Origin of the sequence: Kamptonema animale CS-326 (genome assembly GCF_028330895.1) — a bacterium.
Classification (GTDB): Bacteria; Cyanobacteriota; Cyanobacteriia; order Cyanobacteriales; family Microcoleaceae; genus Kamptonema; species Kamptonema formosum.
Window position 1 is genome coordinate 1 of record NZ_JAQMUA010000500.1, and the last position, 12,557, is coordinate 12,557.

Below are 12,557 nucleotides of genomic sequence, written 5' to 3' on the forward strand. Positions count from 1 at the left end.
CAGCTTTTCTGTACATGGTGAGGGATGGTGATGCAAGGCTTTTGACCTATTTTACCTGTTTTTCTTGCACCATACTCTCCCTCCGCGATCGCATAACCCAGACTGCATCACCTCCGGGCACTGATTCAGCAAGCCCTAAATAGTTGGCGAATCAAATCTTTTTCAAACCGCAGACCGGCGAGAATATCGGCACAGGTTAACAGATTCCGCCGCTCATCGATTGCCTCAATTTTAGCAACTTCCTGGGCAACTTGTGCGAGCAAGGATGCCGGGGAGTCGCTGCGAGCGAGGGTGGCAAATGGCAAAAGAGCGGGATTTGCTAATAGCGGAGCCGGATCTTGCTCCCACATCCGAATCACTCGATATCGGTGTTGGGTGTTGGCTTCGATAAATTGGTCAACAAATACAAGTTGTGAATCTGTGGGTTTTAAGTAGATCGCGACTTGCACTATTTCTGCATCCCAATATAGTCTTTTCAGCCGCACCCAGTAGTCAAGCATTCTGAAAGAGATGGGTGGTTGAGAGTAGGGTAGAGTTTGAAATTCTAAGTGTAGAATTTGATTGGCGGTTTGCAAAAGTGTCAGAGAATCGGCTCGAATGGGTTCAAGGCTCAATTCAGTTTTGAGTACCTGAATGTCAACGGGTTCAGTTGAGAGTAGCCAGCGAACAAAGGCGGCTGGATATTGTTCTACAAGGTATTTGCAGGTGTTATCAGATGCCAAGATGTCGGGTGTTTTTAGAGAGGTCTAATGGATTTAATTGTAACCTAACTCAATAGGAATTTTTTTGTAGCAACCAGCTAAATGTGACTTTTTCTGACCTAGTTGCGATGGGAAAAATTTACTAAATATGACTTTATCAGGACTTACGCACCCAACCAAAGAAACCGGGTTTTTTACGAAAATACTTCGTTGTTACCCACATACGATCTCAAAAACCCGGTTTCTGGGACGACCTGCTATTTATCTTGCTTGACAACCTCTAATATTTAGGAAATAATTTATACTTAAGACTACAAAAGGTTATCCTAAGCGCTACTTGTATCTAACTGTTATGACACAACAGAATATTCTGGAACTCGCTAAACAGGGAGATGCAAAGGTGATCGCATCTCTACTGAACCGTCAGCTACAACCCAAGGGCATTACTGCCACAGTTGCCTTGAAGGAGGGTTGTTTACAGGTGATGCTGGAAGCGGTGGAAGTCCCTAGTCAGCAAGTCTTGGCCGCATATATGAGTAAGTCGATCGCTGGTTTGGGGGCTGCATCCATTGAGAAAGTGAAGGTTTACGGGCGACAGACGGGCGCAAAGATGCCGGCGTGGCATCAACAGTTTGAAATGGCGGGGCAAAAGTTACCTGTTGCGGATGTGAGTGAGGCGCGATCGCCTGTTTCTACTGAGGTAACGGAGTCAAAGCCGCTGAGTTTGAAGGAACGGGCTAAGCTTGGGGATGTGGAGGCGATCGCATCTCTGTTAAATCTGCCGTTGCAAAATAAGGGGATTAGTGCGACTGCGAGTTTGCAAGATGGTTGTTTACAGGTGATGCTGGAGGGCGATCCGGTTCCTGATGAGGAGGTGGCTGTTAGGATTGAATATAAGACTACCAATAGTTATCATGCTTTATTACTTGCTATCTGGCGAAACCCTAGTTAATATAAAGATAGTAAACACTGCCATACTAATTGAAACTGCCCCATCATGAAAAAGCAGAATAATAATGTTAAGTTAAACAAAAAGAATAACAAAATTAAAAATGACTTGTCAGTTCCAGACAAACAACTCATTGGTCTTTTAATGGTCTTTACTATCCTTTTTATTATAAATTGGATTTTCGCAGTTATTTTCTTTACTTTTATTATGCTTGTCTTAGCTTTTTCTGATACTAAAAAAAAGGAAGAGATTAAGAATGTTCTTTCCGGTGTTTTCGTTATGGCATTTATTTGCGGATCACTGGTTAATTGTTCTATCCAAGTTTTTCACTTTGCAGGCGGAGAAAAAATAGCAAAGTTGTGTAGTGAATCGTTAAAACAGACACCTTATGCTAGAGATATCAATATTAATAATGCCTCAATAGAATTTTATGTGGATTATAATTTTACACTAGAACATGGACCATCAACCTCCAATTTGGAATGGGGAAATCAAGGCGATGTGATGTGGAATTGGGTTAATAGATATGTATCAAGTGATGTAATGGCTAGATGCAAAGGACCAGTTAATGTTAATTATAATTATAGATATGTAAAAAAAATATACAGGAATGGTTTAGTTATTCCCGAAACTCATAAGTAAGAACACAGAAGGAAAAGTAACAAATTCGAGGGAAATTGACATTGAACAAAAGTTTTAAGTCTACCAAGTAATACCAATTTTTGAAACTATGACTACAAATGGGTTAAACTACCCTAAATATATTAGATACTTTATCTGTAGTTGGCATTTAGAGAATTGGTATAAGTTCCCCGGAGAGCTAAGGTCACACCTGAACTAATCGCCTCAACCTTAGTTAATATACAAAGAGTAAGCACTGGAGATACTCATTGAAACTGCCCCATTATGAAAGAGCAGTCGTTCCTCAAAAGAAAATCACTGAATATCTGCTCTCACTCACGCACCGCGACGGGAAAAGCAAAGCAAATTTTTTTTTGCGGTTTGGATTTTCCGTCTATGATTGGGAAGTTATGGCAATTGCTTTACTGCGTCATGCCGCCGACCATGAATTTTAGCTAAAATTGAAGAATCTCCTTTTGGCACTCGGTACGTTGTTGAAGGAGAAATCCTCGCAGCAGATGGCAGAAAACCCTTTGTGCGTTCTGTCTGGTTTATTGAAACCGGAGGCGAAATTCCCAGGTTAATAAGTGCCTATCCACCAGATTAAAAAAGAAAATGATTCAAGAACTTGACAGCATCCCCAAGCGCCGCAGCTACGCCAGCCGCAGGCATCGCGCCTCTTTCCCCCTGTGGTTGCCAAAAAGTTCTATCTGAGATAAACTAGGAAATAAAAACTAAGTAAACTTTAATGATGTAAGCAAAAATCATAATGAAAACTCAAAGCTTAACAGCCATCATTTACAAAGAAGAAGATATGTATATTGCCGAATGTCCAGAAGTCGGTACAATCGATCAAGGCGAAACCATAGAAGCCGCGATCGCCAACCTCAAAGAAGCTACAAAACTTTATCTCGAAGAGTGTCCATTACCCGACGTTAGTCCCAGGTTTGTCACTAGCATAGAGATTAGCTATGCCTAGATTACCCAGAATATCAAGCCTAGAAGCAATTCGTGTATTAGAACGTTTAGACTTTTATCAAGCTAGACAAACTGGTAGCCATGTTATCCTTAAAAAACCTCTCCCCGACGGAGAAATTGTTTGCGTTGTACCAATCCACCGCGAATTAAAAATTGGGACACTCAGCGGTGTTCTAAAGCAAGCAAAAGTCACACCTGATGAGTTTATCGCGAATTTATAAATACCAATAACCCAGTTTCTCCGATCCGCGATCGCGCCGCCAAACTTTTAGCCAAAAACTACTTAAAATTATCACTTGAGCTCCTATTAAAATCAGACCGCAGCCATTTTAAATCAAAATGTCCAATAGTATTTTTAGCTACAATCTCCCAAGTCCCAGCACTAGATAATAGTAAATTGCACAATCTAGGCAACTCCTAGATTGTATTGCAACGAACTTTCTATGAAACCTCGAATCATAGTTTGCGGCTTAGGTCGCACAGGGTACAAGATTTTCTGTTTATTAAGACAGCAAGGCGCGATCGTGGTTGGTATCAGCGATCGCCCTTTAAGATGTGAAGGTTCGGATGTCATAGTAGGCAACTTACAAGCAGCCTCAAGTTTATTAGCCGCCGGCATCCAAAACGCTCATACCCTCGTTTTAGCAGGAGATGACGATGCCGTAAATTTGGCAATTTTGATGCAGGCAAGGATTCTCAATCCTAAAATTCGCATCATTAACCGCCTCTTCAATACCAGCCTTGGCGATCGCCTAGATCATACCCTGCCGGAGCATACCACAATGAGCGTTTCCTCCTTAGCCGCTCCCGTGTTTTCCTTTGCAGCTCTTGGCAATCAAGCAATTGGACAGTTGCGCCTATTTAACCAGACTTGGCCGATTCACGAAGAATATATCGATGAAAATCATGCCTGGAAAGGTCGAAAACTGAGGGATTTATGGGAAGATCGATCGCGAATGCTCATCTATTATCTGCCAGCGGATAATAAAATTGACCTAGTATCGGCGGTTCTAGCTCATGGATATTTACAGCAAGGCGATCGCCTGATTATTGCCACTCAACCCAGCGTGCGATCGCGCCGCAAAACTTTTACCCAAAAACTACTTAAAATCCTCACTAATTTACGGCGACTTCAGCAGCAAACTCAATCAGCAGTCAGCGTTAGCATCACTCTTTTACTAATAATTTTAGCAGCCACATTCACATATACAACTGTAAATTTTCATGTTTCCATAGTTGATGCTTTCTATTTTTCCGTCGGCATGATTACCGGAGCTGGAGGGAACGATAAAGTAGTAGAAAATGCCCCTGATAGTATTAAAATATTCACCGTTGTTATGATGTTAGTTGGGGCAGGAATGATCGGCCTATTCTACGCACTCCTCAACGATTTTATATTAGGAACCCGCTTAAGAGAATATTGGGATGCTGCGCGAATTCCCCAACGAAATCACTATATAATTTGTGGTCTGGGAGGGATAGGAGTACAGATTGCCAAACAACTCCAAGCCAACGGCCATGAAGTTGCAGTTATAGATAGCGACTCTAACAATAGATTCCTCAGCACTGCTCGCTCCTTAAAAATTCCCGTAATTCAAGGAGATGCAAGTTTATCTTCAATTCTAGAAGAAGCTAATATTAAACAAGCCGAAGCGCTATTAGCAGTTACTAGCAGCGATATGTCAAATTTAGAAATTGCCTTAAGCGCTAAAGGATTAGCACCCAAACTGCCAGTTATTGTTCGCAATCAAGACCCACATTTTGCACTCATGGTGCAGCAAGTTTTTGAATTTGAAGCCGTATTAAGTCCGACAGAAATAGCCGCTCCTGCCTTCGCTGCGGCAGCAATTGGAGGGCGAATTTTTGGTAATGGGATGACATTAGATAGTCTCTGGGTTGCCTTAGCAACATTAATTACACCAGGACATCCCTTTTGCGGCCAACGCATTCAAGATGCTGCTATGTCTGCTGATTTTGTACCTTTGTATGCCGAAACTAATTGCCAAACAATTCACGGCTGGGATTTGCTAAACTTTTACCTTAGTGCTGGGGATGTTTTGTATTTAACAATGCCAGCTAATAGACTAGAGCAATTGTGGAGATCCGTATCTACGGAATTAATTAGAAATTGAAAAAGGAAGGGGAAAAATAGGGTATTTTAGTAGGAATTACACAAAGAAACCGGGTTTCTGTGAAAAATCCTTGGTTTCTCAACGAGAGATTTACAAAGAAACCCGTTACACAAAGAAACCGGGTTTCTGTGAAAAATCCTTAGTTTCTCAACGAGAGATTTACAAAGAAACCCGGTTTCTGACCTCAATGTGCGTAAATCCTGTGTAGAATTCTTTAAGAACACGAGGGAATAAATTCCCTTGCGTCGTTTTTCCTCTCAGGTCTGAAGACACTGAGTTTCCAAACTCCCATCCTTTTTTTATGAGAAAAATTTTAGGATTATTGGTATTGGCAATAATTGTGGCGATCGCATCCGTAGCCGTAGCAGCTCAACCTTTATTTGTTGCCTATCCTCCTGCTAATCACGAAACGACTGCCGATCGCATTTTCTTAATCGGCACAGCACCCGCACAAGGACAGGTATTTGTCAATGGTAAACCCATTGAAAACCGCAGTCCAGCAGGACATTTTGCTCCGACTTTCCCCTTGCAGGCGGGAGAAAATAGCTTTAGTTTGCGCTATGAAAATCAGGAAGTAAAAATTAAGGTAACGCGCAAGTCAAATCAGCCAGAAGTGCCTGTGGGTGCGACGTTTGCCAAAGCTTCGTTGATGCCGTCACAGGATATAGCGAGAATGCCTGGAGAGTTAATTTGCTTCAGCGCGATCGCGCCTCCTAACGCGCAGGTGTCAGTAAAATTGGCAGGTGACACGATTCCTTTAATGGCGCGATCGCAAGTGGATTTGCCAGATAATAAGGCTGTATTAGTTGGGGGAAATTCCCCTGAAAAAAGCGCGATCGGACAGTACCAAGGTTGCGCTCAAATATCCTTAGAAACGGGAGAAAAAGCTAAACTAGATTTAGGATCACCCCAATTTCAACTAACAGTAAACGGTCAAACTGTGACTCAACAAGGTACTGGCAAGATTACAATTTTGTCTCCGACTCAATTTGAAGTAGCGGAAGTAACCGCAGATGCGGGTGTTGCTAGAACGGGCCCCAGTACGGATTTCTCGCGCTTGACACCCCTGCCCAAGGGAACTAGGGCCGCGATCGTATCGCGCGAGGGAGAGTGGCTAAGATTGGATTATGGAGCCTGGATTAAAGCCTCAGAGGTGCGGATTCTCAAAGATGCAGTGCCAGTGCGATCGCTAATTCGCAGTGCCAGTGCGCGTCAAGTTGGCGAGTGGACAGAGGTGCGATTCCCCTTAGAAGTAGCAGTTCCAGTCGCCGTGCAACAGGGAGAACAAACCTTTATTCTCACATTATATAATACTACCGCTCAAACTGACATTATTCGCCTCGATGATGACCCAGTAATTTCGCGTTTAGACTGGCAACAAATATCTCCCCAACAAGTGCAATATACTTTCAATCTCAAATCCGCTCAACATTGGGGTTATAAGTTGAGATATGAGGGGACAACTTTAATCCTATCTCTGAAACATCCACCCGTAGGGGCGAAAATTAGTACAACAGAAAAGCCACTAGCAGGAATTAAAATACTCCTCGATCCGGGACATGGCGGCGCGCAAGATATGGGGGGTATCGGGCCAACAGGTTATCGTGAAAAAAGTGTAGCTTTGATTATCTCAAAGTTGGTACGAGAAGAATTAGTAAATCGGGGTGCAAATGTGATTATGACACGCGAGGAAGATATTGATTTAGATTTGCCGCCAAGGGTAGAAATGATTAATAAACAAGAACCTGCGATCGCCATTTCTTTGCATTACAATGCTTTGCCAGATAACGGCGATGCGATTAAAACTAAAGGAATTGGAGCTTTTTGGTTTCATCCCCAAGCGCACAGTTTAGCAATGTTCTTGCACAATTATTTAGTAGAAAAATTAGATCGCCCGACCTATGGCGTATTCTGGAATAATTTAGCAATGACTCGTCCCGCTGTCGCTCCATCTGTATTAATGGAATTAGGGTTTATGATTAATCCAGTAGAGTTTGAATGGATTGTAAACCCGACAGAACAGAAAAAGTTAGCAAATGCGATCGCGCAAGGAATTACTGAATGGTTTGCTACCCGATAACAAAAATAGGACTTATGCAAGCAAGCTTTACGTAACGCCGCCATCTTGGCGGTTATTCTACCACAAGCGAGAGCGGTGTTACGTAAGTTCTCAAACAACTAAAATTTTCCTAATAATCTTGGCGATTGCTATAAAATGCCTAAAACTGCTAAAAATAAGATGAAACTCAGATATTCATTATTAATAATTGCCATTGTTTTTCTTCCCGGATGCAATCTCTCCCAAAATTCAGATCGCACACTAATCTCAGATAATAGTCCATCCTCTCAACCTTCCGTTCCCGTCAAACCGCAATCTTATACCAAAGAAGCCAAACTAATCGCTGTTGGCGATATTATGATGCACAAAAGTCAAACGCAATCGGGTTATGACTCGCAAAATAAAACGTATAAATTCGATAGTTTTTTCACAGAGGTTAAACAAATTCTATTAACTGGTGATTGGGTAATTGGTAATTTAGAGACAACCTTAGCGGGTGAAGATGCAGGAGGATATACGGGATATCCACTGTTTAATGCACCAGCAGAATTAGCAAATGCTGTTAAAGGTGCAGGATTTAATATTTTGACGACAGCGAATAATCATTCTTTAGATAGAGGAGAAAAGGGAGTAATTAATACTATAAAAAATGTACGCGATCGCGAACTTAACTCAACAGGTACAGCCACATCTGCCAAGGAAGCAGAGAAAATTTTAATAGTTACTAAAAATAATATTTCAATGGCAATATTAGCCTATACTTACGGAACCAATGGCATCCCTGTTCCCAAAGGTAAAAACTATCTTGTCTCTTTAATCGATGAGCAGAAAATCGTTAAAGATATTGCCAAAGCGCGAAAGCAGGGAGCCGATTTAGTGACAATTAGTTTGCATTTTGGCGAAGAGTATCAGCGTCAACCAAATGCTCAACAAAAAAAACTGGTTGATAGCTTAGTCAAAGCAAGTGCGGATATTATTCTCGGTAGTCATCCCCACGTTGTCCAGCCTTATAAAATCTTTGAATTGCCCAGAAAAGATGGTAGTATTAGAAAAGCAGTGGTAATTTATTCAATGGGTAATTTTATTTCGGGTCAAATTGGGAATTATAAAGACTTGGGAGTTATTTTTACCGTAAATGTCCGCAAAAAATTCCCAGAAAAAACGATAGAAATTGGGAAAGTGGAAGCAATTCCTACTTGGGTACATCGTTACAGCCAAAATGGAAAGTTAAATTATCGGGTTTTGCCATTAGAAGTTGTTGTGAATAATAAAAACGATAAACTTCTTGCAAAGACAGAATATGCAGCTTTAGAGAAAAATTTGCGGACAATGAACAGTCATCTTGAGTCTGGGAGTAGCAAAAAATAATTCTTAACTCTCTAAATTCCAATCTTCACCCCCAGGCAAGCGCGACAAATATTCATCGATACTATTACTTATTGTCTTGCTTTATCCATTATCTGAGCCAACTTCACTTTCAAGTTTTTAAATTCTCCTGCTCGATCTCTTAATGTATTTGGATCGTCTTTAATTCTCTCATAGTGTTCCATCATAGCTAAGTGCCGTACATATTCATTTTCTTCACCCAAATGTTCTAGGGCAAAATCAATCAATTCATCATTTGTTAGCTGTTTGAGTTGTTCTTTAATATCTTCAGACATATTCTATATCTCCATTAGGATTGATGTAAACAATCATACGTTGGTCGGCGAATTGCCGGGGTTGAATCACCATGTACAATTTTCCATTGGGGAAGATGTCAACTAACCGAATAAAGCATTTTAGCTGTGCAGTTAATTGGTGTGTAGTCACATATAGTGTGCGAAGTTGTTCTGGTGTTGGCTCCATTATAATCAAGTTGATTTCAAAAAGGCAATATTGTTAGTATAATGTGGTAATTCACACCTTACTTTTACTTATTGCCTTGCCTTATCCATTATCTGAGCCAACTTCAATCGCAAACCTTTATCTTCTCCAGGCAGATCCGTTATTGTGTTTGGATCATTTTTAGCTCTCTCATGGTGTTCCATTAAGGCTAAGTGCCGAACATATTCATTTTCTTCCCCTAAATGTTCTAGGGCAAAATCAATTAATTCATCATTCGTTAGCTGTTTGAGTTGTTCTTTGATATCTTCAGACATATCGCTTACCTCCATTGGGATAAATGTAAAAAATTATACGTTGATCGGGGAATTGTCTGGGTTGAATAACAATGCACAAGTCCCCATTGGGGAAAATGTCAATTAACCTAATTAAGCATTTGAGTTCTGCTGTTAATTGTCGTCCAGTCACATATAGTGTGCGAAGTTGTTCTGGTGTTGGCTCCATTATAATGCAGTCGATTTCAAAAAGACAATATCACGAGTGTAAGGTGGGTAATTCCCACCTTACTAACTCAATCTACATAGTTTGAGCTACATGATAACGGCTAGTCAATTTATCCAATTGATTCACCAACAAACTGAGGAATAATCCCACATCCGTAACCACACCAATTGATTCAATGGAACCGCGATCGCTTAATTTTGTAACTACCGCCGGGTTAATATCAACACACACCATCTTCACTCCTGCTGGGGTCATATTCCCCACACCAATTGAGTGCAACATTGATGACAACATCAAAATCATGTCCGCACCACGCAATAACTCAGCATATTCTTCCTGAGCCTTAATTAAGTCCATTTGAGTATCAGGAAGTGGCCCATCATCGCGAATAGAACCTGCCAGAGAAAATGGGATATTATTCTTGATACATTCGTACATCACACCGCTAGTAATAAATCCGGCTTCAACAGCTTTGGAAATACTGCCATAACGCCGGATCGAATTAATTAGTTTCAGGTGGTGCCTGTGTCCGCCGCGAACAGCAATGCCGCGCTTCATATCAACACCTAAAGATGTACCCATCGTGGATTGTTCCATGTCATGAACTGCGATCGCATTTCCACCTAACAATGCTTGCACGTAACCTTCACGAATTAAATGTGTTAAGTGTTCGCTACCGCCAGTATGAATTACCACTGGCCCTGCTGTCACCACAACTTTACCGCCGCGATCGCGAATTTGCCGCAATTCCCACGCTACTTGTTCCACTACCAATTCTACGCGGCGTTCGCTAGAAACACTGCCAGACATAAAGCTGAATTCCTGAGAGTTGCGTTGTTCCCGCGATTCAGCTTTGCGGATTGTGCGGATACCAACAACATCAACAACTACTTTTTCACCTACTTTTAAGTCCCGCAAAATTTTGCACTTCGCAGTAATTCCATCTGGGGTTTCAGTAATGGCAATTGCGCCATCCATCCGCTGATTTCCAACTCTGATCCACTCACCGTTTACCCGCACTTCAGTCGGATAAATTGTGCTAACATAAAAGTCATCTGGCCCTACGCCATCTTGGATAACAGGCTCTAAATTGGCATCGCAAACTTCTTGCGGTGGTGGTACTGCACCCAAGTCAATTAATAGGCTGATAATTTCTTCCATCACCTCGTGGGAAGGAGCAGAAACTTTAACGTCAGCCGATGAAGTGCTTTGACGTTGCTCTCCCAGATTGAAATTCAGCACTTGGAAACTACCGCCATTTTCCACAATTAGGTCTAAGGCTTGGCTAATTAATCCAGAGTCTAGTAAGTGACCTTCCATGCGAATTGTGCGGCTTTCTACCATCACATTTGCGGAGCGATCTTCCTGTACTGGTTCTGTTACCCGTAGTGTCAAGCACTTAGCCGCACCGCCAGCTTTTAGAAATTCTGTCAATGGGGTTTCAATTACTTTAAAACCTGCATTTCCTATGCGGTTCTTCAGAGATTCGCTCACCTTATTCATCACTACAATTTTGTCAATATTGACAGCATTGCAGGCGAAGTTAATGGCATCTGCTTCTTCAATAGCAATTAACTTTTCTGGTGTTACCCGCATTTCAATTACTTTGTTAGAGTAGGAATCAAATGCAGGTGGATAGTAAAGTAAATAGCCACCACTAAGGGGACAGAAACAGGTATCTAAGTGATAGAATCTTTCATCACTTAAACGCAGTGAAATTACTTCGATGTTCAGCCATTTTGCCAAGTAGGGATGCGAGTCGAGTTCGGAACGGAAGCCGTATCCGGCCCACAACCAGCGGCCTTCGCGATCGAGTAAAGCGTCACCTGCACCTTCAAAGGGTAGGTCTTTGGGGAGTTCGTGGACGGTGTAGCCTTTGCTTTGGAACCATTCTTTGAAGTAGGGTTCTTCGCCTTGGCGTTCCTTGTGGTAGAAGCGACTGAGGACGAATGTATCCCCTAAGACGAGGCCGGCGTTGGCGGTGAAGACCATATCGGGCCAACCTTTTTGGGGGGTTACGAGGTCTACGATCGCATTTTCTTTGAGAATGTGGTACAGTTTTTCCCACTGCTCGACGGCGCGATCGCGCGATGATTTATGGACGTTCCCCTCCATCCAAGGGTTAATCACATAATCCACGTCGTAGTGGTCGGGGGCGCACATGAGGAAACGAATTGAATCTGTCATAATCTGGTTAAGGTGAGGTAGACGCTACAGACGGATGTTGGCAGAACTTTGTATAAAGACTACGCGAATCACTCCTAGCTTTAGGGGTGGAAAGTCTGGCGGCAGAAAGGCTAACTTTCTACTATATCATGCAAGAGGAACGTGGCACAAGATGGCTTGGTAGGTGAAGGCATAAACGAAAATGCTTATACAGCAAGCTTTTTAGTCATTTGTGTTTTACTTTTTTAAGTGAATTTACTTAATTTAGGGCTTACACATTATTTACGTAACGCCACCATCCTGGCGGTTGATTTAGCACCAGGATAGCGACCTAACTATTGCCTAAGTCCTGTTAATATAAGTTGCCAGCCAGCCATTAGATGTAAAGCATAATATTTTTTAATCTACTTGTATTACGTTCAGGCAATCAGGTAAAATCAAATAATCTAAGAGGTGAGCGCGGATGTAATTCAGTGGTAGAATGTCAGCTTCCCATGCTGAACGTCGTGGGTTCGAGTCCCATCGTCCGCTTATTTAATCAAGGTTTTGCGCGGTGCGGATTTTTTTGATCGCGACTTACCGCAAAATATTTGTAACGCCGCCAACAGGCGCGGTAAGTAAAC

General features: G+C 42.0%; 14 protein-coding genes and 1 tRNA gene. 10 read left to right on the forward strand and 5 right to left on the reverse strand.

Features of this window, described 5'->3' with window-relative positions; translation table 11 throughout:
- Window positions 1–125: 125 nt before the first annotated feature.
- Window positions 126–722: an Rpn family recombination-promoting nuclease/putative transposase gene (locus PN499_RS29360; RefSeq protein ID WP_465249980.1), complete on the reverse strand. Its 597-nt coding sequence runs from the start codon at window positions 720–722 to the stop codon at window positions 126–128.
- Window positions 723–1,053: 331 nt separating this feature from the next.
- Here PN499_RS29360 and PN499_RS29365 point away from each other — a divergent pair, with 331 nt between their 5' ends.
- From PN499_RS29365 to PN499_RS29400, 9 genes are all read left to right on the forward strand, one after another.
- Window positions 1,054–1,653 carry a hypothetical protein gene (locus PN499_RS29365; protein ID WP_272037190.1) on the forward strand — a complete coding sequence of 200 codons (600 nt, stop codon included), beginning with the start codon at window positions 1,054–1,056 and terminating at the stop codon, window positions 1,651–1,653.
- 45 nt (window positions 1,654–1,698) lie between these two features.
- Window positions 1,699–2,292, forward strand: coding sequence for a hypothetical protein (locus PN499_RS29370; protein WP_272037193.1), 594 nt, complete (start codon window positions 1,699–1,701; stop codon window positions 2,290–2,292).
- A 248-nt stretch (window positions 2,293–2,540) separates the two neighbouring features.
- Window positions 2,541–2,726 carry a DUF6883 domain-containing protein gene (locus tag PN499_RS29375; RefSeq protein WP_272037195.1) on the forward strand — a complete coding sequence of 62 codons (186 nt, stop codon included), beginning with the start codon at window positions 2,541–2,543 and terminating at the stop codon, window positions 2,724–2,726.
- Between the two features lie 50 nt (window positions 2,727–2,776).
- Complete coding sequence (locus tag PN499_RS29625) at window positions 2,777–2,878, forward strand: DUF6883 domain-containing protein (RefSeq protein WP_334311733.1); 102 nt, start codon at window positions 2,777–2,779, stop codon at window positions 2,876–2,878.
- Window positions 2,879–3,040: 162 nt separating this feature from the next.
- Window positions 3,041–3,250, forward strand: a complete 210-nt coding sequence (locus PN499_RS29380) for a type II toxin-antitoxin system HicB family antitoxin (RefSeq protein WP_272037197.1) — start codon at window positions 3,041–3,043, stop codon at window positions 3,248–3,250.
- Window positions 3,243–3,470 (forward strand): type II toxin-antitoxin system HicA family toxin, encoded by a 228-nt coding sequence (locus PN499_RS29385; RefSeq protein WP_272037199.1) that lies wholly within the window; start codon window positions 3,243–3,245, stop codon window positions 3,468–3,470. Before PN499_RS29380 ends, PN499_RS29385 begins: the two co-directional genes overlap by 8 nt.
- A gap of 222 nt (window positions 3,471–3,692) precedes the next feature.
- Window positions 3,693–5,381: a potassium channel family protein gene (locus PN499_RS29390; protein WP_272037201.1), complete on the forward strand. Its 1,689-nt coding sequence runs from the start codon at window positions 3,693–3,695 to the stop codon at window positions 5,379–5,381.
- A 301-nt stretch (window positions 5,382–5,682) separates the two neighbouring features.
- A complete protein-coding gene (locus PN499_RS29395) occupies window positions 5,683–7,461 on the forward strand; it encodes an N-acetylmuramoyl-L-alanine amidase (RefSeq protein WP_272037203.1) in 1,779 nt (592 codons plus the stop codon).
- A gap of 159 nt (window positions 7,462–7,620) precedes the next feature.
- Window positions 7,621–8,808, forward strand: a complete 1,188-nt coding sequence (locus tag PN499_RS29400; protein WP_272037205.1) for a CapA family protein — start codon at window positions 7,621–7,623, stop codon at window positions 8,806–8,808.
- A gap of 68 nt (window positions 8,809–8,876) precedes the next feature.
- On the opposite strand, the gene PN499_RS29405 is transcribed toward PN499_RS29400, so the two are convergent.
- The 4 genes from PN499_RS29405 to argZ all read right to left on the reverse strand — a co-directional run bounded on the left by PN499_RS29405 (window position 8,877) and on the right by argZ (window position 11,955).
- Window positions 8,877–9,101, reverse strand: a complete 225-nt coding sequence (locus PN499_RS29405) for a hypothetical protein (protein ID WP_007357359.1) — start codon at window positions 9,099–9,101, stop codon at window positions 8,877–8,879.
- Window positions 9,094–9,288: a hypothetical protein gene (locus PN499_RS29410; protein ID WP_272037208.1), complete on the reverse strand. Its 195-nt coding sequence runs from the start codon at window positions 9,286–9,288 to the stop codon at window positions 9,094–9,096. Before PN499_RS29410 ends, PN499_RS29405 begins: the two co-directional genes overlap by 8 nt.
- 68 nt (window positions 9,289–9,356) lie before the next feature.
- Window positions 9,357–9,581, reverse strand: a complete 225-nt coding sequence (locus PN499_RS29415; RefSeq protein ID WP_272037210.1) for a hypothetical protein — start codon at window positions 9,579–9,581, stop codon at window positions 9,357–9,359.
- 259 nt (window positions 9,582–9,840) lie between these two features.
- The gene (gene argZ, locus PN499_RS29420) at window positions 9,841–11,955 is read right to left on the reverse strand and encodes a bifunctional arginine dihydrolase/ornithine cyclodeaminase (protein WP_272037212.1); all 2,115 of its coding nucleotides are present in this window, start codon (window positions 11,953–11,955) and stop codon (window positions 9,841–9,843) included.
- A 438-nt stretch (window positions 11,956–12,393) separates the two neighbouring features.
- On the opposite strand from argZ, the gene PN499_RS29425 reads away from it, so the two are divergent.
- A tRNA-Gly gene (locus PN499_RS29425) sits at window positions 12,394–12,465 on the forward strand.
- Window positions 12,466–12,557: the final 92 nt, after the last annotated feature.